This window comes from Streptomyces sp. XM83C, assembly GCF_023072675.1.
Taxonomy (GTDB): Bacteria; Actinomycetota; Actinomycetes; order Streptomycetales; family Streptomycetaceae; genus Streptomyces; species Streptomyces thermocoprophilus.
Genome location: NZ_JALLGL010000009.1, coordinates 21,215 through 42,461, shown reverse-complemented (window position 1 = coordinate 42,461; position 21,247 = coordinate 21,215). Strand labels below are relative to the sequence as shown.

The 21,247-nt window shown below is 71.1% G+C and carries 22 protein-coding genes; 10 read left to right on the top strand and 12 right to left on the bottom strand.

Translation table 11 applies throughout. The annotated features are described in order from the left end of the window. Positions 1-143: 143 nt before the first annotated feature. From MTQ10_RS02465 to MTQ10_RS31225, 5 genes are all read left to right on the top strand, one after another. The gene (locus MTQ10_RS02465; RefSeq protein ID WP_247461707.1) at positions 144-293 is read left to right on the top strand and encodes a hypothetical protein; all 150 of its coding nucleotides are present in this window, start codon (positions 144-146) and stop codon (positions 291-293) included. A 173-nt stretch (positions 294-466) separates the two neighbouring features. After that, positions 467-1,972: an arabinosylfuranosidase ArfA gene (gene arfA / locus MTQ10_RS02460; protein ID WP_247461693.1), complete on the top strand. Its 1,506-nt coding sequence runs from the start codon at positions 467-469 to the stop codon at positions 1,970-1,972. A 44-nt stretch (positions 1,973-2,016) separates the two neighbouring features. Beyond that, a complete protein-coding gene (locus MTQ10_RS02455) occupies positions 2,017-2,436 on the top strand; it encodes an RrF2 family transcriptional regulator (RefSeq protein ID WP_247461691.1) in 420 nt (139 codons plus the stop codon). Positions 2,437-2,540: 104 nt separating this feature from the next. Further along, the gene (locus MTQ10_RS02450; protein WP_247461688.1) at positions 2,541-3,188 is read left to right on the top strand and encodes a DUF4360 domain-containing protein; all 648 of its coding nucleotides are present in this window, start codon (positions 2,541-2,543) and stop codon (positions 3,186-3,188) included. 76 nt (positions 3,189-3,264) lie between these two features. Further along, on the top strand, positions 3,265-3,573 hold the full coding sequence (locus MTQ10_RS31225; RefSeq protein ID WP_441350992.1) for a hypothetical protein: 309 nt from the start codon (positions 3,265-3,267) through the stop codon (positions 3,571-3,573). Positions 3,574-3,696: 123 nt separating this feature from the next. Here the strand turns inward: MTQ10_RS31225 and MTQ10_RS02440 are convergent, their stop codons facing one another. The 8 genes from MTQ10_RS02440 to MTQ10_RS02405 form a co-directional block, all read right to left on the bottom strand. After that, positions 3,697-5,319, bottom strand: a complete 1,623-nt coding sequence (locus MTQ10_RS02440; protein WP_247461686.1) for a pyridoxal phosphate-dependent aminotransferase — start codon at positions 5,317-5,319, stop codon at positions 3,697-3,699. Positions 5,320-5,430: 111 nt separating this feature from the next. After that, on the bottom strand, positions 5,431-6,591 hold the full coding sequence (locus tag MTQ10_RS02435; RefSeq protein ID WP_247461684.1) for an aldose epimerase family protein: 1,161 nt from the start codon (positions 6,589-6,591) through the stop codon (positions 5,431-5,433). A 56-nt stretch (positions 6,592-6,647) separates the two neighbouring features. Beyond that, positions 6,648-7,892 carry a multiple monosaccharide ABC transporter permease gene (mmsB, locus tag MTQ10_RS02430; protein ID WP_247461682.1) on the bottom strand — a complete coding sequence of 415 codons (1,245 nt, stop codon included), beginning with the start codon at positions 7,890-7,892 and terminating at the stop codon, positions 6,648-6,650. After that, entirely contained in the window at positions 7,889-9,439 is a 1,551-nt protein-coding gene (gene mmsA / locus MTQ10_RS02425) for a multiple monosaccharide ABC transporter ATP-binding protein (protein ID WP_247461680.1), read from the bottom strand. Before mmsA ends, mmsB begins: the two co-directional genes overlap by 4 nt. Before the next feature lie 33 nt (positions 9,440-9,472). Next, positions 9,473-10,579 (bottom strand): multiple monosaccharide ABC transporter substrate-binding protein, encoded by a 1,107-nt coding sequence (chvE, locus tag MTQ10_RS02420; RefSeq protein WP_247461678.1) that lies wholly within the window; start codon positions 10,577-10,579, stop codon positions 9,473-9,475. 133 nt (positions 10,580-10,712) lie between these two features. Continuing rightward, complete coding sequence (locus tag MTQ10_RS02415; RefSeq protein WP_247461676.1) at positions 10,713-11,681, bottom strand: hypothetical protein; 969 nt, start codon at positions 11,679-11,681, stop codon at positions 10,713-10,715. A 249-nt stretch (positions 11,682-11,930) separates the two neighbouring features. Next, complete coding sequence (locus MTQ10_RS02410; protein ID WP_247461674.1) at positions 11,931-12,935, bottom strand: zinc-dependent alcohol dehydrogenase; 1,005 nt, start codon at positions 12,933-12,935, stop codon at positions 11,931-11,933. Beyond that, entirely contained in the window at positions 12,932-14,098 is a 1,167-nt protein-coding gene (locus MTQ10_RS02405) for a mandelate racemase/muconate lactonizing enzyme family protein (protein ID WP_247461672.1), read from the bottom strand. Before MTQ10_RS02405 ends, MTQ10_RS02410 begins: the two co-directional genes overlap by 4 nt. Before the next feature lie 282 nt (positions 14,099-14,380). Between MTQ10_RS02405 and MTQ10_RS02400 the strand changes: the two genes are divergently transcribed. Further along, complete coding sequence (locus MTQ10_RS02400; RefSeq protein WP_247461670.1) at positions 14,381-15,448, top strand: SCO2400 family protein; 1,068 nt, start codon at positions 14,381-14,383, stop codon at positions 15,446-15,448. 138 nt (positions 15,449-15,586) lie between these two features. Next, the gene (locus MTQ10_RS02395) at positions 15,587-16,732 is read left to right on the top strand and encodes a serine hydrolase domain-containing protein (RefSeq protein WP_247461668.1); all 1,146 of its coding nucleotides are present in this window, start codon (positions 15,587-15,589) and stop codon (positions 16,730-16,732) included. Positions 16,733-16,769: 37 nt separating this feature from the next. Here the strand turns inward: MTQ10_RS02395 and MTQ10_RS02390 are convergent, their stop codons facing one another. Together MTQ10_RS02390 and MTQ10_RS02385 are read right to left on the bottom strand one after the other, a co-directional pair. After that, complete coding sequence (locus tag MTQ10_RS02390; RefSeq protein WP_247461665.1) at positions 16,770-17,189, bottom strand: organic hydroperoxide resistance protein; 420 nt, start codon at positions 17,187-17,189, stop codon at positions 16,770-16,772. Positions 17,190-17,373: 184 nt separating this feature from the next. After that, positions 17,374-18,372 (bottom strand): NADP-dependent oxidoreductase, encoded by a 999-nt coding sequence (locus MTQ10_RS02385; RefSeq protein WP_247461664.1) that lies wholly within the window; start codon positions 18,370-18,372, stop codon positions 17,374-17,376. An 89-nt stretch (positions 18,373-18,461) separates the two neighbouring features. On the opposite strand from MTQ10_RS02385, the gene MTQ10_RS02380 reads away from it, so the two are divergent. Together MTQ10_RS02380 and MTQ10_RS02375 are read left to right on the top strand one after the other, a co-directional pair. Further along, positions 18,462-18,956 carry a MarR family winged helix-turn-helix transcriptional regulator gene (locus MTQ10_RS02380; RefSeq protein ID WP_247461662.1) on the top strand — a complete coding sequence of 165 codons (495 nt, stop codon included), beginning with the start codon at positions 18,462-18,464 and terminating at the stop codon, positions 18,954-18,956. A gap of 51 nt (positions 18,957-19,007) precedes the next feature. Beyond that, positions 19,008-19,862: an EI24 domain-containing protein gene (locus tag MTQ10_RS02375; RefSeq protein WP_247461660.1), complete on the top strand. Its 855-nt coding sequence runs from the start codon at positions 19,008-19,010 to the stop codon at positions 19,860-19,862. Here the strand turns inward: MTQ10_RS02375 and MTQ10_RS02370 are convergent. Further along, positions 19,813-20,073, bottom strand: coding sequence for a hypothetical protein (locus MTQ10_RS02370; protein WP_356758674.1), 261 nt, complete (start codon positions 20,071-20,073; stop codon positions 19,813-19,815). The two genes, MTQ10_RS02375 and MTQ10_RS02370, sit on opposite strands and share 50 nt — an antisense overlap. 159 nt (positions 20,074-20,232) lie before the next feature. Here MTQ10_RS02370 and MTQ10_RS02365 point away from each other — a divergent pair, with 159 nt between their 5' ends. After that, positions 20,233-20,571 (top strand): YrdB family protein, encoded by a 339-nt coding sequence (locus MTQ10_RS02365; RefSeq protein ID WP_247461658.1) that lies wholly within the window; start codon positions 20,233-20,235, stop codon positions 20,569-20,571. Between the two features lie 3 nt (positions 20,572-20,574). On the opposite strand, the gene MTQ10_RS02360 is transcribed toward MTQ10_RS02365, so the two are convergent. Next, positions 20,575-21,156: a TetR/AcrR family transcriptional regulator gene (locus MTQ10_RS02360; protein ID WP_247461656.1), complete on the bottom strand. Its 582-nt coding sequence runs from the start codon at positions 21,154-21,156 to the stop codon at positions 20,575-20,577. Positions 21,157-21,247: the final 91 nt, after the last annotated feature.

Genomic DNA, 21,247 nt, shown 5'->3' with positions numbered 1-21,247 from the left:
GGCAGGCGTGAGCACTTTACGGTCCCGTTCGAAGTTACGAGCGTCATCCGAAATATCGAACATGTTTGGGTGTTCCTGTACGCCCACGTCCGTGCGGTGCGCGGACGAACCCCCGGCACGATCCCGAACTGTAAGGGCAGGCAATGGGACGACCTGGCCTGAATCGCAGGCATCTTCTGGCCACGGCGGGCGGCCTGGCGGTCGCGGGCAGCTTCGGCTTCGCCGCTCTCGGCACGGGCGCCGACGCCCTCGCCGGATACGGCTTCGCCCGCACCGGCCTCGCCGGCCAGTGAGCCGCACGCACGCCGAGACCCCGCGCCGCCGACGACGACCCACCCTCACCCGGCCCCGACCGCCCGAGCGGGCCGAAGGGCGACCTGGTGGGCGTGGGACGGCCGGCACCGCGCACGCCGCCCCGGCCGTCCACCGACCGCAACCGACCATGTCACGCTCCCGGAAGGAACACATGCGCACCGCCCGCTTCACCCTGGACCCCGCCTTCACCGTCGCCCGAGTGAACCCCCGCCTGTTCGGCTCCTTCGTCGAACACCTCGGCCGCTGCGTCTACACCGGCATCTTCGAGCCCGGCCACCCCACCGCCGACGAGGCCGGCCTGCGTCAGGACGTGCTCGACCTGATCCGCGAACTCGGCGTCACCACGATCCGCTACCCCGGCGGCAACTTCGTCTCCGGCTACAAGTGGGAGGACTCCGTCGGCCCCGTCGAGTCCCGCCCGCGCCGGCTCGACCTCGCCTGGCGCTCCACGGAGACCAACCGCTTCGGCCTGTCCGAGTACATCGCCTTCCTGAAGAAGCTCGGCCCGCAGGCCGAACCCATGATGGCGATCAACCTCGGCACCCGAGGTGTCGCCGAGGCCCTGGAACTCCAGGAGTACGCCAACCACCCCTCCGGCACCGCCCTGTCGGACCTGCGCGTCGCCCACGGCGACAAGGACCCCTTCGGCATCCGCCTGTGGTGCCTCGGCAACGAGATGGACGGCCCCTGGCAGACCGGCCACAAGACCGCCGAGGAGTACGGCCGGCTCGCCGCCGAGACCGCCCGCGCCATGCGCCAGATCGACAACGGCATCGAACTCGTCGCCTGCGGCAGCTCCACCCAGTCCATGCCCACCTTCGCCGAATGGGAGGCGAAGGTCCTCGCCGAGACCTACGACCTCGTCGACTACATCTCCCTGCACGCCTACTACGACCCCTCCGCCACCGACGCCGACTCCTTCCTCGCGTCCGCCGTCGACATGGAGTCCTTCATCGAGAACGTCGTCGCCACCTGCGACCACGTCGGCGCCCGCCTGAAGTCGAAGAAGAAGATCAACCTCTCCTTCGACGAGTGGAACGTCTGGTACATGTCCCGCACCCACGACCAGGTCAGCGTCCTCGACTGGCCCGAGGCCCCGCGCCTGCTGGAGGACAACTACACCGTCACCGACGCCGTCGTCCTCGGCTCCCTGCTGATCGCGCTGCTCCGGCACGCCGACCGCGTGACCGTCGCCTGCCTCGCCCAGCTCGTCAACGTCATCGCCCCGATCACGACCGAGCCCGGCGGCCCCGCCTGGCGGCAGACCACGTTCTTCCCCTTCGCCCAGGCCTCGAAGCACGGCCGCGGCGAGGTGTTGGACGTGCGCGTGGACTCGCCGGTGTACGAGACGGAGAAGTACGGCGAGGCCGACCTGCTGCACGCCACCGCCGTCCGCGCCGACGACGGCACGGTCACCGTGTTCGCCGTCAACCGCAGCCGCGCCGAGGCCCTGCCCCTGGAGGTGGCCCTGAACGGCCTCGACCTGACCCGCGTCACCGAGCACAGCGCCCTCTCCGACGCCGACCCGGACGCCCGCAACACCCTCGCCCAGCCCGACCGGGTGGCCCCGCACCCGGTCGACGGCACCCGCGTCGAGGACGGGCGGCTCACCGCCGTACTGGAGCCGCTGTCCTGGAACGTGATCCGCCTCGCCTGACCGGCGGTCCGGGGGTGCCGTACCGGCTCCTCCACAATGGGCGCATGAGGATCTCGGCACGGGCGGACTACGCGGTACGGGCGGTCCTGGAGCTGGCCGTACGGCAGGACGGCGACGGCCCCGTCAAGGCGGAGGCCGTCGCCGCCGCCCAGGGCATCCCGCACAAGTTCCTCGAAGGGATCCTCGGCGATCTGCGCCGCGGCGGCATCGTGGACAGCCGCCGCGGCGGTGGCGGCGGCTACCGCCTCGCCCGCCCCGCGGCCGAGATCACCGTCGCCGACGTCATCCGCGCCGTCGACGGCCCCATCGTCTCCGTCCGCGGCGAACGCCCCACCGCCCTCACCTACCAGGGCACCGCGGAGCCCCTGCTGCCGCTGTGGATCGCGCTGCGCGCCAACGTGCGCCGCATCCTGGAGGGCGTCAGCGTCGCCGACATCGCCGCGAGACGCCGCCGGGGGGAGTGAACAGCGCCAAGTGAATGGCCGGAGCGCGGCCTTCACAGAAAGCGCACACCTCGCGCACAGTCCCAACGGACACAGACACCCCCCACCCGAAAGGACGGTCGACCATGCCTGCCGGCCTTCTCGTGGGCGGCGCGCTCGCCGCGCTGCTCACCTCCGCCACCGCCGTGCCGCAGTCCTCCCCGGCCTTCACCGACCCGCCCCCGGACAAGATCGTCATCAAGGTCGCCACAGTGAACGGCTCCGGCTGTCCCCAGGGCACGACGGCGGTGGCGGTCAGCGAGGACAACACGGCCTTCACCGTGACCTACAGCGACTACCTCGCCCAGGCGGGCGGCAACTCCGACCCCACCGCGTTCCGCAAGAACTGCCAGCTGTCGCTGGTCGTGCACGTGCCCGGCGGCTTCACGTACGCCATCGCCAGCGCCGACTACCGGGGCTTCGCGTCCCTCCAGAAGGGCGCCACGGGCATGCAGCGGGCGTCGTACTACTTCCAGGGCTCGCCCCAGACGGAGTACCGCGCCCACCCCGTCTCCGGGCCGTACAACGACAACTGGCAGGCCACGGACGAGACCGACTGGGCCCAGCTCGTATGGGCGCCCTGCGGTGTGCAGCGCAACTTCAACATCAACACCGAGCTGCGCGTCAACGCGGGGTCCACCCCGAACAAGGTCAGCTTCATGACCATGGACTCCACGGACGGCGACATCAGCACCGTCTACCACCTGGCGTGGCAGCCCTGCCCGGCGCGCTGACGTACACCGCATCCGCCGCCGTGCCCGCCCGGGGCGGCGGCGGAGGCGTGTCCCTGCCCCGCCTCCTCTGTCCGACATGACGGACCGTCAGATCGCGCTCCCTGATCTCCGCGTGACCCGTCACTGCGCCGTCTCCGCATTCGGCCGGAACACCTCGGCCATCGGCCTCGCCGGGTCCACCGCCGGCCTGCCCGGCACCTGGACCGACTGCGGCGTCGTCTGCACCTCCACCTCCTCCAGCGACGACGGCCGCTGCATCGGCCCCGGCGGCCAGCCGATCACGAAGGACGTCGACGGAAACCTGATCGTCCACCACTGCTGCGACGGCAACGACCACGGCACACCCGAGCTGGGCATCAACCTGCTGAACTGGAGCAGCGGCTGACCCGTCGCCCACTGAGACGGCGCCGCGTGTGCGGGGCGGGCCGGCGGACCGCCCCGCACACACCACCGTGCCGGTCCCGGACCCTTCCCTCAGCGCTCCCCGGAACCGGAAGGCGGGCCCTCGCTATCCCGCCTGCTCCATACCGGCCGCATTCGGCCACATGCCCGGGCTCGGCCAGCCCGTCGCCGGGGCCGGGGTCAGCCCATTGGTGCCCCGCACCTGCGCGGCCGTGAGCCCTCCGCGCGCCGGGACCCCCGGCGGTGTCAGCCCCGGCGGTGTCAGCCCCGGCGGTGTCAGCCCCGCCGCGGCGGGCACCGGCTGCGGCATCGGCGCCGGAGCGGGGCTCGGCACCGGCACCGGCGCCGGAGCGGGAGCCGGTGCGGGGGCAGGGGCCGGTGCGGGTGCGGGTGCGGGTGCGGGTGCGGGTGCGGGCGCGGGCCTGGCGGCTGCCGCCGGTGCCGCGGGCGCGGAGCCCGGCGCCACCTGCGGCAGCGGCTGCGGCTGCGGCGCCCCCGCCGTCACCGCCGCGATCCCCGCCCCGTTCGTCGCGCTCACCAGCCGGTCCACCGCCGCCGTACCCGAGCTGTAGCTGGTCCCGTTGCCCGGCTCGGGTACGGCGGCTCCCCTCCTGGACGTCCCGTAGAGCACCTGTTCCAGGCCGGACACCAGGCGACGCACGTCCACCTGGGGGCGTACCACGAGACGCAGGAAGCGACTGGACGAACCGATCTTGTTGCCGCACTCGCGGACCAGGATCCGGTGCTCGGTGAGCAGCCGGTCCCGCACCACGGTGCCCTCGGCGCCCACGGGCAGACGCACGAAGAGGAAGTTCCCCTGCGAGGGATAGACGGTCAGGCCGGGCAGCTCCGACAGCCGGCTCGCCATCTCCAGACGGTCCCGGCGCACCTGCGTCAGACTCTGCGCGTACTCCGCGCCGTGCTCCTTCAACATGAACACCACATGCTCGGCGAAGGAGTTGAGGTTCCACTTCGGCAGCATGGAGCGCACCCGCCGGGCCAGTGCCGGGTTCGCCACCAGATAGCCGAAGCGGATGCCGTGCAGGCCGAAGTTCTTTCCGAGGCTGCGCAGCACGATCACGTTCGGCCGCACCATCGCCTCCTGCACCACCGACGTGTCCTGCTCGGCGTCCGCGAACTCCAGGAAGCTCTCGTCGATCACGACGAGGTCCCGGTCGGCCATCGCGTCCATGAACTGCACGACCGCCTGCTTGCGCTGATAGCCGCCGTCGGGGTTGTTCGGGTTGCAGATCACCACCGTGCGGGTGCCGCGCACCCGTACGAACTCGGCGTACTGCGCCAGGTCGAGGGCGAACCCGTTGGCCTCCTGCAACGGGAACATGTCCACCCGCTTGCCGGTCTCCATCGGCTGGTCCGTCCACCGCCCGAACGTCGGCACCGGCACGGCGAGGGACTCACGGACCAGCAGATGGTCGATCCAGGTGATCAGCTCCGTGGAGCCGTTGCCCATCGCCACGCACTGCGCCGGAAGGTGCAGCAGACCGCACAGCTCGGCCGTGATGGTCTCGGCGCTGCTCGGGTAGTACGTGACGATCTCCCGCAGCCGCGCCGCCATCTCGTCGAACATCGCCGGGGTGGGGAAGTACGGGTTGCAGGGGATGCAGAAGTCGACCGGGCCGGAACCGTCGCCGCTCTCCCTGGTCAGCGAAGCCATCGACGGGCTGTGCGCCGCGGTGCTGCGGAAGAGCGAGGTGACGTTTCCGGCCAAGGCGACCTCCGTGTGTGGGGTGGCCCGTGCGGGGGAGCACGGGCCACCCCTGTGTACGCGCGCCGGCGCGCGGATGTTCAAACGGAGGGGAACACCCGTCCCGCGGACCCCTCAGGCATCGAAGGAGTGCACGGTCCGCGTCCGGTACACCTGCCCCGGCCGCAGCACCGTCGACGGGAACGACGGCTGGTTCGGCGAGTCCGGGAAGTGCTGCGTCTCCAGGCACAGCGCGTCGCCCTGCCGGTAGACCCGGCCGCTCGTGCCGGTGAGGGTGCCGTCGAGGAAGTTGCCCGAGTAGAACTGGAGGCCGGGCTCGTTGGTGGCGATGCTCAGGGTGCGGCCGGAGGACGGGTCGCGCAGCGTCGCCGCGTGCTCGGGCCGGGCCGTGATGCCCTTGTCCAGCACCCAGTTGTGGTCGAAGCCCTGGGCGAGGATCTGCTGCGGATGCCCGGCGCGGATGTCCCGTCCGACGGGCTTGGCACGCCGGAAGTCGAACGGTGTCCCGGCGACCTTCGCCAGCTCGCCCGTCGGGATCAGGCCGCTGTCGGTGGGCGTGTACCGGGAGGCCGCGATCCGCAGCTCGTGGTCCTCGATGCCGCCGCTGCCCTCACCGCCGAGGTTCCAGTAGACGTGGCTGGTCAGGTTGACGACGGTGGCCTTGTCGGTGGTGGCCTCGTAGTCGATGATCCAGTCGCCGTGCCGGGTCAGCGTGTACGTCACCGTGACGCGCAGCGTGCCCGGGTAGCCCATCTCGCCGTCCACGCTGACGTGGTGCAGGCGCAGCCCCACGTCGCTGCCGTGCGTGAACGGCTCCACGTCCCACACCCGCTTGTCGAAGCCCTTCGCCCCGCCGTGCAGGCTGTTGTCGCCGTCGTTGACGGACAGCTGGTACGTCCTGCCGTCGAGGGTGAAGCGGCCCTTGCCGATGCGGTTGCCGTAGCGGCCGATCAGCGCGCCGAAGTACGGGCTGGACGCCACATAGTCGTCCAGGTTGTCGAAGCCGGCGGAGACGTTGGCGTACCGGCCGTGCCGGTCGGGGATCTCCAGGGACTGCACGATGCCGCCGTACGAGAGCACCTTCAGCCGGGTGCCGCCGTTCTCCAGCGACCAGCGGTGCACCTTCGTCCCGTCGGCGAGCGTGCCGAACAGCTCCTTCACGGGCTTCCTTCCCTTCCCCGACGCGGGAGCGGCCTCGGCGGTGCCGCCGAGCGCCGTCGCGGCGAGGCCCGCCGCCGCTGCCGATGCGAGGACGGTGCGTCTGTTCAGTTCCATGAGTGCGGCTCCTGAAGGGGAGAGGGCCCCGCACACCGTGCGGGGCCCGCGCTGACTTACGAACCGGACTTGCGCTTGTTCCACACGTCGAACCCGACCGCGGCCAGCAGGGCGAGGCCCTTGATGACCTGCTGCCAGTCGGTGCCGACGCTGAGGAGGTTCATGCCGTTGTTCAGCACACCGAGGACGAGGCCGCCGATGATCGCGCCGAGGACGGTGCCGACACCGCCGCTCATGGACGCGCCGCCGATGAACGACGAGGCGATCGCCTCGAGTTCGTAGTTCAGGCCGGCCTTCGGCGAGGCCGCGTTCAGGCGGGCGGCGATCGCCAGTCCCGCCAGGGCCGCGAGCGCGCCCATGTTCAGGAAGACGAAGAAGGTGACCTTCTTGTCCTTCACACCGGACAGCTTCGCCGCCGGCAGGTTGCCGCCGATCGCGTAGATGTGCCGTCCGAACACCGAGTTGCGCATGACGTAGCCGTAGCCGACGACCAGCGCGCCCAGGATCAGCAGGACGATCGGGGCGCCCTTGTAGCTGGCGAGGAGCAGCGTGACCACGAGGATCGCGGCGACGATCGACACCAGCTTGAGCAGGAACAGGTTGAGCGGCACGACGTCCAGCGAGAACTCCCGCTGCCGCCTGCGGTCGCGGACCTCCTGGAGGACCGCGAAGACGATCAGCGCGAGACCCAGCAGCAGGGTGAGGTTGTGGTAGTTGGTGTGCGGGCCGACCTCCGGCAGGAAGCCGTTGCCCATCTTCTGCAACCCGTTCGGGAACGGGCCGAGGGTCTGCCCCTCCAGCAGGATCTCCGTGAACCCGCGGAAGATCAGCATGCCGGCGAGGGTGACGATGAACGACGGTATGCCGAGATACGCGATGAAGAAGCCCTGCGCCGCGCCGGCCGCCGCGCCCGCCAGCAGGCACAGCACGAACGCGACCGGCCAGGGCACCCCGTGCTGCACGGTGAGCACGGCCGCGAACGCGCCGGTAAAGGCGGTGACCGAGCCGACGGACAGATCGATGTGCCCGGCGATGATCACCAGCATCATGCCGATCGCGAGGATCAGCACATAGCTGTTCTGCAGGACCAGGTTGGAGACGTTGCGCGGCAGCAGCAGATCTCCGTCGGTCCACACCGCGAACACGGCGACGATCAGGCCGAGGGCGAGCAGCATGCCGTACTGGCGCATGTTGCGGCGCAGCCCGTCGATCACCAGCGCCGGCAGGCCCCGGCCGTCGGTGTCGCCGCCGCCGGCGCCCGGCGGTGCGGCGGCCGGGCTCTTGGTCACTTCGGTGCTCATCGCGTTACCTCTTTGTCCTTGGTCATCTGACGCATCAGCACTTCCTGCGTGGCCTCGGCCCGCGGGACCTCGCCGGTGAGCCGCCCGGCGGCCATGGTGTAGATCCGGTCGCACATGCCGAGCAGCTCGGGCAGTTCGGAGGAGATGAAGACGACCGCCTTGCCCTCGGCGGCGAGCCGGTCGATGACCGTGTAGATCTCGTACTTGGCGCCGACATCGATGCCGCGCGTGGGTTCGTCGAGGATCAGCACATCCGGCCCGGCGAAGATCCACTTGCTGAGGACGACCTTCTGCTGGTTGCCGCCGGACAGCTTGCCGACCGGTTCGAAGACGGTCGGCGCCTTGATGTTCATGGAGGTGCGGAACTCCTCGGCGACCTGCCGTTCCTCGTGCTCGTCGACGATCCCGCGGCGCGCGACCTTGGACAGCGCGGTCAGGGAGATGTTCCGGTTGATGGTGTCGATGAGGTTGAGGCCGTAGTGCTTGCGGTCCTCGGTGACGTACGCGATGCCGTGCCCGACCGCCTCGGCGACGGTACGGGTGCGGATCTCCTTGCCGTCCTTGAGGACCGTGCCGCCCGCGTACCGGCCGTAGGTGCGGCCGAAGACGCTCATCGCGAGTTCGGTGCGGCCGGCGCCCATCAGCCCGGCGATGCCGACGATCTCCCCGCGGCGCACCTCGATCGACACATCGTCGACGACCTTGCGCTGCTGGTCGATGGGGTGGAGGACGGTCCAGTTGCGGATCTCCAGCGCCGGGGCGGCGCCGTCCTCCGCGTGGTGCGGGGTGCGGTCGGGGAAGCGGTTGTCGAGGTCCCGGCCGACCATGCCGCTGATGATGCGGTCCTCGGTGGTCTCCGGCGCCTTCACATCGAGGGTCTCGATGGACCGGCCGTCGCGGATGATCGTGACGGAGTCGGCGACCCTGCGGATCTCGTTGAGTTTGTGGGAGATGATGATCGAGGTGATGCCCTGGTCCTTCAACTGAAGGATCAGATCGAGGAGTTTGCCGCTGTCCTCGTCGTTGAGCGCCGCGGTCGGCTCGTCGAGGATGAGCAGCCTCACCTTCTTCGACAGCGCCTTGGCGATCTCCACGAGCTGCTGTTTGCCGACACCGATGTCGGCGACGCGGGTCTCGGGGTGCTCGTCGAGACCGACGCGGCGCAGCAGTTCGGTGGCGTGCCGCAGGGTGTCGTTCCAGTCGATGAAGCCGCGCCGGGCGTGTTCGTTGCCGAGGAAGATGTTCTCCGCGATCGACAGGAACGGCACGAGGGCCAGCTCCTGATGGATGATCACGATGCCGCGTTCCTCGCTCGCGCGGATGTCCTTGAACCGGCAGACCTCTCCGTCGAAGAGGATCTCGCCCTCGTAGCTGCCGTGCGGATGGACGCCGGACAGCACCTTCATCAGGGTGGACTTGCCGGCGCCGTTCTCCCCGCAGATGGCGTGGACCTCGCCCTGACGGACGGTCAGGGTGACGTCCGACAGCGCCTTGACACCGGGAAAGGTCTTGACGATCGAGCGCATTTCCAGGACGGGTCCCGCCATGGTCGTGCCTTCCAATCCGTGAGGGATGCCCGGTTACTTGAGCTGGTCCGCGGTGTAGTAGCCGCCCTCGACCAGGACCTTCTCGTAGTTGGTCTTGTCGACGCTGACCGGCTGAAGCAGGTAGGACGGGACGACCTTGGAGCCGTTGTCGTACGTCTTGGTGTCGTTCACCTCGGGCTTCTTGCCGTTGAGGACGGCGTCCACCATGTTCGAGGCGACCTTGGCGAGTTCGCGGGTGTCCTTGTAGACGGTCTGGGTCTGCTCCCCGGCGATGATCGACTTCACGGAGGCCAGCTCCGCGTCCTGCCCGGTCAGCACGGGCAGCGGCTTGTCGCCGGAGCCGTAGCCGTCGGACTTCAGCGCGGACAGCACACCGATGGAGATGCCGTCGTACGGGGAGAGGACCGCGTCGACGCGGGCGCTCTTGTACGACTTGGTGAGGATGTCGTCCATGCGCCGCTGGGCGGTGGCACCGTCCCAGCGCAGCGTGGTGACCTGGGTCAGCTCGGTCTGGCCGGAGCGCACGACGAGCTTCTTGCTGTCGATGTACGGCTTCAGCACGCTCATCGCGCCGTTGAAGAAGTACTTGGTGTTGTTGTCGTCGTTGGAGCCGGCGAACAGCTCGATGTTGAACGGGCCCTTGCCGCTCTCCAGGCCGAGCTTGTCGACGATGTACGTGGCCTGGAGCCGGCCGACCTTCTCGTTGTCGAAGGACGCGTAGTAGTCCACGTCGGGCGTGCCGAGGATCAGCCGGTCGTACGCGATGACCGGGATGCCCGCGTCCTTGGCCTGCTGGAGGACGTTGTTGAGGGACTTGTTGTCGATGGCGGCGACGATGAGCGCCTTGACGCCCTGGGTGATCAGGTTCTCGATCTGGGAGACCTGCTGGTCGGGGTCGTCCTCCCCGTACACCAGCTTGGTCTTGTAGCCCTTGGACTCCAGGTCCTTCTTGACGTTGTTGCCGTCGGCGATCCAGCGTTCGGAGGATTTCGTCGGCATCGCGATGCCGATGGTGCCGCCCTTGGCGGACCCCTTGTCCTCCTTGCTTCCGCCCTCGCTGTCCTGGCCGCACGCGGTCAGGGAGAGAGCGAGGGAGACGGCTCCGGCTATGGCGGCGAGAGCAGCTCTGCGATTGCGCATGATCATCATCCTCGATGTAGGCGCACGGCTCGATCGGGCGGTGCGGGTGACGCTGCGGGGTGAACTCGGCCGAGCAGGTGTGTGGGATTCTGTTGGACTGCGTCGGCTTCTGTGAAGAGGTGTGTCGGAAACTTTATGAACGTGTTTCGAAGCGGCGCAGGGTGCCCGGCAGCCGTGTCCCGGGCGGCGCCATGTCGCCGTCGGCGCCGTGCCGGGCCAGCAGGTCCAGCGCCAGCCGGCCCCGCCGCACCCGCTCCTTCGCGGTGGCCAGGGTCAGCTCCCGCAGGTGGTGGCCGTACGGGTAGATGCCGGGGGCCTTCGACAGGCCGAACTTCAGATACAGCGGCGCCCCGCGCCGGATCAGCTCGGCCACCTCGTACATCCGCACATAGCCGCCGAGGTCGTCCGGCGCCTCGATGTACATGTCCATCGGGGCGGCCGACACCCGGCGGATCTCCGTGAGGTGGTCCAGGGTCAGATCGCTCGGCACATTGATCGAGTCCGCGCCGAGCCGCTCGTACACCGCGTAGCTCGCCGGGTTGACCGGCCCGATCAGTGCGGACACCTTCAGGGTGGTGTCGGCGGGCAGGACGCCCTCGGCGCGTGCCCGGTGCAGCGTCCACAGCACGCCCTCGTCGGCGACGAGCAGGCACTTCACACCCAGCTCGGTCGCGCGCACGGCGTCCTCGACGCACCCGGCGACGGCGTCATGACCACGGGCGCGCAGTCCGGCCCCCCGCGAGTCGGTGCGCACCGAGCCGCCGATGTCCCAGGTGCCGCGCGGCCCGGTGAACAGACACAGTTCGATGTCGCGTTCGGCGGTGGCCTCGACCATCTCGGTGATCTCGGCGTCGGTGAGCATCCACACGCCGCTGCCCTGGCTGATCCGGTGGATCGGCACATCGAGCCGGGCGGATTCCTTCAGCACCACCGCGAGCGCCTCCGGGCCCTCGCAGGAGGGGATCTCGGTGCGCCAGCGCCCGCCGCCCGGGAAGGTGTGCGGCGAGGCGTCGGCGGGGTCCGGCGGAGGAGCGTCGAGACCGAGCGCGGCGAGTGCCTGCTCGCCGGGTCGTCGGGGTGCCGGGGCGGAGGGGTCGGTCACAAGCTGTCCTTAGAGTCCTGGGGGCCGGGGCTGACGGTCCGACGGGAGGAGAGACCCGGGCGGCCGAGAGGCCGGGACCCCTGGTGTTCGATATATCGGACGTGGTTCGTGTCGTGGGGCGTGCGGAGGTCAGGTGCGGCGCGGACGGTGCGGTGCGGCGTCCTGCACGGGTCCGGCGTCCGGGCCGCCGTACCGGCGGATCGCACGGGACGCCGTACGAGGTCGCACGGAGCCGCCGTGCGAGGCCGGTCAGGGGTGCAGCAGCACCTTGCCCACCTTCGGGTCGCCGGAGCCCACCAGGTCGATGGCGCGGGCGAACTCGGTGAGCGGCAGCTCGTGCGTGACGAGCGGACGGGGGTCCAGCAGCCCGGCGGCGAAGACCCGGCAGGTGTGCGCCCACGCGTCGGGCGGCGCCCCGAAGACGGTGTGCACCTCCAGCTGCCGTACGACGAGATCCGTCGGGTCGAGTCCGTCCGCGCCCGGCGCCGGGATGCCGGTCAGCACCAGCCGGCCGCCCCGGCGCAGCAGGGCCGCGGCCGTGCGGGCGGCGTCGGCGGACCCGGCGGTCTCGACGACGACGTCGTAACCGCCGTCCGGTTCCTCGTCCTTGGTGCGGAAGGAGGTCGCCCCGAACCGCAGGGCCAGCTCCTCGCGGTCCCGTCGTGTGCCGACCACCAGCAGCTCGCCGGGCGAGGCCGCGCGCAGGAACTGCACGGCGAACATGCCGAGGGTGCCGGTGCCGACGACCGCGACCCGCTCACCGGGCCGGGCGTTCGCCTTGAGCGCGGCGGCGGCGATGCACGCCGCCGGTTCCAGCAGCGCCGCCGCCGTCAGGTCGGCGTGGTCGGGCAGGACGTGCAGCAGCCGGGCCGGCAGGGTCAGCGTCGGGGCCATGGCGCCCGGCTGGGTGAAGCCGGTCTCCTCGTACCCGGCGGTGCACAGGGTGGTGTCACCGGCGTGGCAGCGGTCGCAGACCTGGCAGTTGCGGAACCCCTCCCCGACGACCTTCCGCCCGACGAGCGAGCCGGGCACGCCCGCGCCGACGGCCGCCACGGTGCCGGACCACTCATGGCCGGGCGTGAGCGGGTAACGGACGTACCCTTCCGGCCGGTTGCCCTGGTAGACCTCGCGGTCGCTGCCGCAGATCCCGGCGGCGTGCACCCGCACCAGGGCCTCACCGGCCTCGGGCGGGCGCGGGATGTGCGGGACGAGCCGGTGCTCGCCCGGCTTGTCGACGACGACGGCCGTGCTCATGCGCCGCCCTCCTTCGGCTTGCGCTTCTCCCAGCCCTCGGCCCACAGATCGAAGTGGGCGCGCTGCTGCGGGAACTCGGCGGCGGCGTCCACGTCCAGCTCGACACCGAGGCCGGGCGCGTCGGACAGATGGAAGCAGCCGTCCTCCGGGTCCACCTGCGGGGCGCCCTTCACGACCTTCTTGATCTCGGCGTCCGCGAAGTCGTTGAAATGCTCGAGCACCTTGAAGTTGGGGGAGGTGAACCCGACCTGGAGGCTGGCGGCGGTGAGCACCGGGCCGCCCACGTTGTGCGGGGCGACGAGCATGTAGTGGGTCTCGGCGGTCGCGGCGAGCTTGCGGGTCTCCCAGATGCCGCCGATGTGGCCGACGTCCGGCTGGAGGATGTCCGCGGCCTGGCTCTCGAACAGCTCGCGGAACTCGATCCGGTCGTGGATGCGCTCGCCCGTGGCGACCGGGACGTCCACCTTGGCGGCCACCTTCTCGAGTGCCTTCAGGTTCTCCGGCGGCACCGGCTCCTCCAGCCAGGCGGGCCGGAACGGCGCCAGCTCCTTCGCGAGCCGTACGGCGGTGGCGGGGGAGAAGCGGCCGTGCATCTCCAGCATCAGCTCGGCGTCGGGGCCGATCGCGTCCCGTACGGCCTCGATGAGGGAGACCGCGTACAGGGTCTGCTGCTGGTCCAGCTCGAAATGGCCGGTGCCGAAGGGGTCGATCTTCAGCGCGCGGTAGCCGCGCTCCATGACCGCGCGGGCCGCCTTGTGGTACGCCTCCGGGGTCCGCTCGGTGGTGTACCAGCCGTTGGCGTACGCCTTCACCCTGTCGGTGACCTTGCCGCCGAGCAGCTGCCACACCGGCACGCCGAGCGCCTTGCCCTTGATGTCCCAGCAGGCCATCTCGACGACGGCGACACCGGACATCACGATCTCGCCGGCCCGCCCGTAGTCCCCGTACTTCATCCGGCGCACCAGATCCTCGACAGCGAACGGGTCGCTGCCGAGAATGTGGTTGACCTCGGCTTCCTTCAGATAGCCGAGCAGAGCGTCGGTGTGACCGAGCATCCGGGTCTCGCCGACTCCCGAGATCCCCTCGTCGGTGTGCACCAGCACGTAGGTCAGGTTCCGCCAGGGCGTCCCGACCACGTGTGTGCTGATTCCGGTGATGCGCACGCTGTTCGACCCCTCGTGAACGTCGGCTGTGTTCGAAATTTCGTCACACGTTCGAAATGCTGGCGTGACAGTAAGGACGGGGCGCGGGACGTGTCAATGGGTGCCGCACGGGTTGCTTTCGGCAGTTTTCGACGACCGTCCTTCGTACGCCGCTTTCGCGCCGGTGCGGCCGGGATGGGTGCCGATGGCCCGGCTTGGCGCAGCCCGACACGCGCTCTCCCACACAACTTTCACAGCGGTCTCTAGGCAGGTCGCCGAGGCGGAACTTAGTCTTCCCGCGTCATGGACTTCTGCCACTCCTGCCACCGTCACCTCAACGGAGCCCTGGCCTGCCCGGGTTGCGGCATTCCCGCCGAACAGCTCCGCGCGACCGGACCGCAGGGGTACGACGGCGGCCACGGCGCCGAGAGCGCGTACGCCGCCCAGGGGGCGCAGGGCGGGCACGCCGGGTACGCGGCGCAGGGCGCGCACGGCTCCTTCGGCGGGTACGACGGATACGGCGCGCACGGCGGCGAGGGCGGGCCGGGCGCCCGGGGCCGGTACGGCACGGAGACGGCGTACGCCGACCCGGGTCCGTACGACCCCTACGACGCCTACGACCCGTACGCCTCCGCACCGTACGCGGGGTACGACCAGGACCCCGGCGCGGGCGAGGCCGACGCCGCCGCGGAGGACGCCGGGGTGCCGGCCGACGGCCCGTGGGAGGGCAGGGCTGCCGCGCGCCGCCGTGGCGGCAGAGGGCGCCGCGTCCCCGAGGCTCCGCGGGACACGGACGAGGAGGGGCGCACCGACGACACCGACGACACCGAGGAGGCGGTCGGCCGGCGCGACCGCAAGGCTGCGGCCCACCGCAGACGCCGACGCCGCGCGGTCCTGGTGGCCGCCGGTTTCGTGCTGGCGGCGGGCGGGTTGAGCCTCGCCGAGCTGGGCATCGACGCCCCCGGTTTCTCCTCGCCGGAACCCGCGGCGGCCGACGACGACACCACCGACGGCGCCACATCGCCGGCGGCCGGCCCCGACGCCGGGCAGTCGCCCCGCCCGCTGGAGGACACCGCCGGCACCGGCGCCCGCCCGTCGGCCTCGGCGAAGGCCTCCGCCTCCGCCTCCGCGTCGCCGTCGGCCTCGGCGTCCCCGTCCGGCTCGGCGTCCCCGTCACCGGGGGGTACGACGTCCTCGGCGGCGCCCCCGCCGGCGCAGCAGCCCGCGCCGACCGCCACCTCCGCGCCCTCCGGCGGCGGCTCCGACCCGGACCCGACGCCGACCCCGACGAGCGAGCCGACGACCGCGGAGCCCTCTGACGAGCCGGAGCCGGCGGAGACCTGCAACCGGTTCCTGTGGTGGTGCACCTGAGCCGCCCTCACGGCCCCCGAGCGGGCCCGCACGGCGTGTCGAGTCCCCCGGTGCTTCTCGCCGTATCGATCACCGAGACCCCAGAATGCGGGAAGGGGTCACGGCAGGCGCGCAGAGCGCACTCGGTGAGGAGAGCGGATGACGCAGGAGATCCACGGCACCGTCGCGGACGGGTTCGAGGAGGCGCGGGAGGAGTTCGCCGCGTTCGTCGCCGGGGAACGCCCCGACTACGAGGGCCAGTTGTGCGCCTACGTGCACGGCCGCAAGGTCGTCGACCTGTGGGCGGGCGCCGACGCCGGCTCCCTGTACGGCGTGTTCTCCTCCACCAAGGGCGCCGCCCACCTCGTCGTCGCGCTGCTGGTGCAGGACGGCACGCTGGAACTGGACCGCGAGGTCACGTACTGGTGGCCGGAGTTCGGTGCCGAGGGCAAGGACGGCCTGACCCTGCGGGACCTGCTCGCGCACCGGGCGGGGCTGGTCGGCGTGGACGACGGGTTCACCCGTGAGGAACTCGCCGACGACCGGCTGATGGCGGAACGCCTCGCCGACCAGAAGCCGTTCTGGCGCCCCGGCACCGCGTTCGGTTACCACGCCCTGGTGATCGGCGCGCTGACCGGCGAGGTGGTGCGCCGCGCCACCGGCCGTACGCTTCAGGAGATCTACGAGGACCGGGTGCGGGCGCCGTACGGCCTGGACTTCTGGCTGGGCCTGCCGGAGTCCGAGGAGCCGCGCTTCCGGTCCGTGCAGCCGATGCTGCCGACACCGCCGCAGCAGGCCGCGCTGGACGCCCGCCCCGACGGGCCGCACACCCTGGCAGCGATCGCCTTCAACACGCAGGTGCCCGACCCGGGGGTACCGGAGGACTACGCCAACTCCCGCGCCGTACGCGCCAAGGGGCCCGCCTCGGCGGGCGGGGTGGCCTCGGCGCGCGGGCTGGCCGGGATGTACGCGGCGATGATCAGCGAGGTGGACGGCCGGCCGCCGCTGCTGAAGCCGGACACGCTGGCCGAGTTCGGGCAGATCCACTCCACCGGGTACGACCTGGTGAGCCGTGTGCACAAGAGCTTCGGGCTGGGCTTCCAGGCGACCGCCGACACCTGGTACCCGTTCCTCGGCGCCGGCACGGTCGGCCACAGCGGCGCCGGCGGCTCCCAGGCCTTCGCCGACCCGCGCTGCGGCCTCGCCTACGGCTACACGCGGCGCCGTCTGGCCTTTCCCGGCGGCGCCGCACCGGAGAACAACGCGCTGGTCAAGGCGGTGCACCGGGCCGCGGTGCGCGGGTAGGGGGCGTACGGGCGGCGTCCGGCCGCGGCTCTTGGCGTCAGACCAAGGTCACGGAGATGTTCCCGCGGGTCGCCTTGGAGTACGGGCACACCTCGTGGGCCTTCTTCACCAGCGTGGCGGCGGTCTCCGCGTCCACGCCGGGGATGTCGGCGGAGATCTTCACGATGAGCCCGAAGCCCTCGTCGTTCCTGCCGATGCCGACCTCGGCGGTCACGGTGGAGCCGGAGACGTCGGCGCCCTCCTGGCGGGCGACGACGCCGAGCGCGCCCTGGAAGCAGGCGGCGTAACCGGCGGCGAACAACTGCTCCGGGTTGGTGCCGGCGCCGCTGCCGCCCATCTCGACGGGCGGGTTCACGACGACGTCGAGCCGGCCGTCGTTCGTGGAGACGCGGCCGTCGCGGCCGTTCTCCGCGGTGGCCACGGCGGTGTACAGGACGTCGGACTGCTGGATCGGCATGCGGATCTCTTCCTCCTCGGTCCGCCGCGACCCGCGCCCACGATCGCCCGGCGGATTTCGGAAAGAAGTTACCGCATACCGGAAGGCGCGGGAAGGGGGCTGAGCGGCCGGCGGGGGCCCAGAGGAGAGCGAAAGGGCCCCCGCAGGGGCCCGCTCGCACTCTGACCGCACCGCTCGGCGGGTGTCAGAGCCGGACGACCATCTTCCCGATGTTGTCGCCGCGCAGCACGCCGAGGAACGCCTCCAGGGTGTTGCCGATGCCCTTGACGACGGTCTCCCGGTACTTCAGCTCGCCCGAGGCGACCCACGGGGCGACCTCCTGGACGAACTGCGGCTGGAGATCGTAGTGGTCGCCGACGAGGAAGCCCTCGATACGGCCGCGGGTCTGGATCAGCCGGGCCAGGTTGCGCGGGCCGGGGGCGGGCTCAGTGTTGTTGTAGACGGAGATCATGCCGCAGACGGCGATCCGGCCGTCCCGGTTCAGCGAGCCGATCGCGGCCTCCAGGTGGTCGCCGCCGACATTGTCGAAGTACACGTCGATGCCGTCCGGGGCGGCGGCCCGCAGCTGCTCGCTCACCGGACCGTTCTTGTAGTTGAACGCGGCGTCGAAGCCGTACTCCTTCACCAGCAGCTCGACCTTCTCGTCGGAGCCCGCCGAGCCGATCACCCGCGAGGCGCCCTTGAGTCGTGCGATCTGCCCCACCTGGCTGCCGACGGCACCGGCCGCACCGGAGACGAAGACGGCGTCGCCCTCCTTGAAGGACGCGGTACGCAGCAGACCCGCGTACGCCGTGAGCCCCGTCATGCCGAGGACGCCGAGGTAGGCGGAGAGCGGTGCGGCCTGCGCGTCCACCTTCACGGCGGTCTTCGCGTCCACGACCGCGTACTCGCGCCAGCCGAGGAAGTGCAGCACATGATCGCCGGGTGCGATGCCCTCGGCGCGGGACTCGACCACCTCGCCGACCGCGCCGCCCTGCATGACCTTGCCCAGCTCGAACGGGGCGACGTAGGACTTGGCGCTCGACATCCTGCCGCGCATGTACGGGTCGACGGACAGGAAGGTGTTGCGGACCAGGATCTGCCCCTCGCCGGGCGTGGGCACCTCGGTCTCCACCAGGGCGAAGTTCTCCGGCTGGGGCCAGCCGACCGGGCGGGAGAGCAGATGCCATTCGCGGTTGATCATGCCAGAGGCCTTTCCGATTTACTTCATTAACTGAAACAACCATGCGCCTGAAAATTTCAGCTTGTCAAGTAACGGGGTATTCTGGACCCATGGCCACCTCGCACCCGACCCGCCGCCCCGACGCCCTGACCCTGGAGGTCGTGGACCTCATCGGCTCGGTCGTGGCCCGCTACCACGAGGAGTACGAGGAAGCCGCCGCCGAGCACGCGCTGACCGGCGCCCAGGCCAAGCTCCTCGGCCTGCTCACCCTGGAACCGCTGCCGATGCGCAAGCTCGCCCACAAGCTCAAGTGCGAGCCGTCCAACGTCACCGGCATAGTCGACCGCCTGGAAGCCCGAGGCCTGGTCGAACGCCGCCCCGACCCCGCCGACCGCCGCGTCAAGGTCGCCGTCGCCACCGACGAGGGCCGCCGCATCGCCCGAGCCCTCCGCGACAACCTCGGCTTCGCCCGCGAACCCCTCGCCGCCCTCACCGAGGACGAACGCCTCAACCTCCGCGACCTCCTCCGCCGCATGCTGGGCACGGAGGCCGGAGGAGCGGCCGACGCGGGGGCCGGGGGAGCCCCGGACGACACGGGACGCTGAGAGCCGGGCGACCGTTCGAACGGCCGCCGGGCCCCCGATAGAGTCTCCGCCATGCGTGATCTCGGGGCGGGTTTCCGTCATCTTCTGGAAGGACAGCGGTGGGTGGCCCGGCACGGCCGGCAGTTCGGGTTCGGGCTGTTGCCCGGGCTGATCACGCTGGTGCTGTACCTCGCGGCGCTCGTCGCGCTCGCCGTGTGGGGCGGGGACGCCGTGGCCTGGGCGACGCCGTTCGCCGACGACTGGGGCAGCCCCTGGCAGGGCCTGTTCCGCGGCTTCCTCACCGTCGTGCTGTTCGCGCTCGGTCTGCTCCTCGCCGTCGTCACCTTCACCGCCGTGACCCTGCTCATCGGCGGTCCGTTCTACGACACCCTGTCGCAGGAGGTCGACCGGGACGTGTCCCCGGACGGCACCGCGCCGCAGTCCGGGCTGTCGTTCTGGCGCGAGCTGTGGATCTCCGCGCGGGACAGCCTGCGGATCGTGGTGCGCGCCGGCATCTGGGGTGTGCTGCTGTTCGCGCTCGGTTTCGTGCCCTTCGCCGGACAGACCGTCGTCCCGGTGATCGGCTTCTTCGTCACCGGGTTCTTCCTCACCGAGGAACTCACCGCCGTCGCCCTCCAGCGCCGCGGCGTCCAGCTGCGGGAACGTCTCGCCCTGCTCCGCTCCCGCAAGATGCTGGTCTGGGGCTTCGGCACCCCGCTCGGCCTCGCCTTCCTCGTACCGCTCGCCGCCGTCTTCCTGATGCCCGGCGCGGTCGCCGGCGCCACCCTGCTCTCCCGCGAACTGCTCGGCGAGGAGACGCGGGACGGCGACGACGACCACGAGGGCGACCGCTACGACGCCAACGACACCGGCGTACCTACGCCCCGGCCGCAGCCACCCGCAGGATCTCCCGCACCTGGGCGATGATGCCGAGCCCGTCGCGGGCGAACTCCGGTGCCGCGTCGTCGAACCCGGACATGCGCAGGATCTCCTGCGGTACCACACCGTCCAGCCGCTGCTCCTCCGCGGAGGGAGGGGGCGGTGAGGCGGCGACCGCCGATGCCGCCGCCGGGGCGGTGGTGAGAGCGCACAGCAGGGCCAGGCCGAGCACACCGAGGCGAAGTCGGTCGATTCTCACGGCGGTCGGGGTCCTTCCGTCGCGTGTGGGGCGGCGCGTGGTGCCGGACGCGCGCAGTGTCGCGGGCGGCGACGGGGGCCGCCATGGTGCGATGTCGGCCACGGGGCGGTCGAGGCCCCCGTGACGGACCCTGCCGCCTGCCGCGCGATACTGCCCGGCATGAAAACAGCCAAGGCAGCGAATCTGGCCGCCCTCTTCCTGATCGAGCTGGGCGCCGTAGGGGCCGCCGCCTACTGGGGCATCACCCTGGACGTGCCGACGCCGCTCGCCTGGCTCCTCGGCCTCGCCGCTCCGGCTGTCCTGGTCGTGCTGTGGGGCCTGTTCGGCTCGCCCAAGGCGCCGTACCGCACGCACGGTGCCCGCCGCGTCGGCTTCGAGGCGCTGTGGTTCGGGGCGGGGGTGGCGGCGCTGCTCGCGGCCGGGGCCGTCGGCTGGGCGATCGCCCTCGCGCTGCTGTGCGCCGTCAGCAAGAGCCTCGCCGTGCGCTGGGGGCAGTGAGGCTCAGGGGGTGTCCTCGCCCAGCAGCCGCAGGAAGTCCCGGAACGCCCCCGGCATGTCCACCGACGCCGGGTCGAGCAGCCACTGGTATTGCAGACCGTCCATCACCGCCACCAGCAGGGGCGCCACCCGCTCCGGGGTGAGGCCGTTCGGGAGGGTGTCGCCGTACTCGGCACGCAGGACGCCCGCCATGCTCTCCCGGACCCGCCCGTACCGCTCGGTGAAGTAGTCGCGGGCCGGGTGGCCCTCGGTGACGCTCTCGCCGAGGAGGGCCGAGAAGGTCTGGATGATGCCGGGGCGCATCGCGTTGTAGTCCACCAGTGAGGCGAGCAGGTCGAGCCGCCACCGGCTGTCGGGCACCGCGTCCCACTGGTCCCGCTCCTGGAGGACCGCGACCAGCAGCGCCTCCTTCGTCGGGAAGTGGTGCAGCAGGCCCTGTTGGGTCAGGCCGACCCGTTCCGCGACCGCCGCGAGGCTCGCGCCCCGGTAGCCGCGCTCGGCGATCACCTCCAGCGCCGCCCGGACTATCTCCGCGCGCCGCTCGGCGCTCCTGACCCGTGCGTTCATGGCGCCACCGTACGGCATCCCTCATCTCGTCATATAACAGCAAGATAACGAAACCTACCGTGCTACAGGTAGCGGGTGCACCATGAGGGCCACCGCACGGACGTCACCA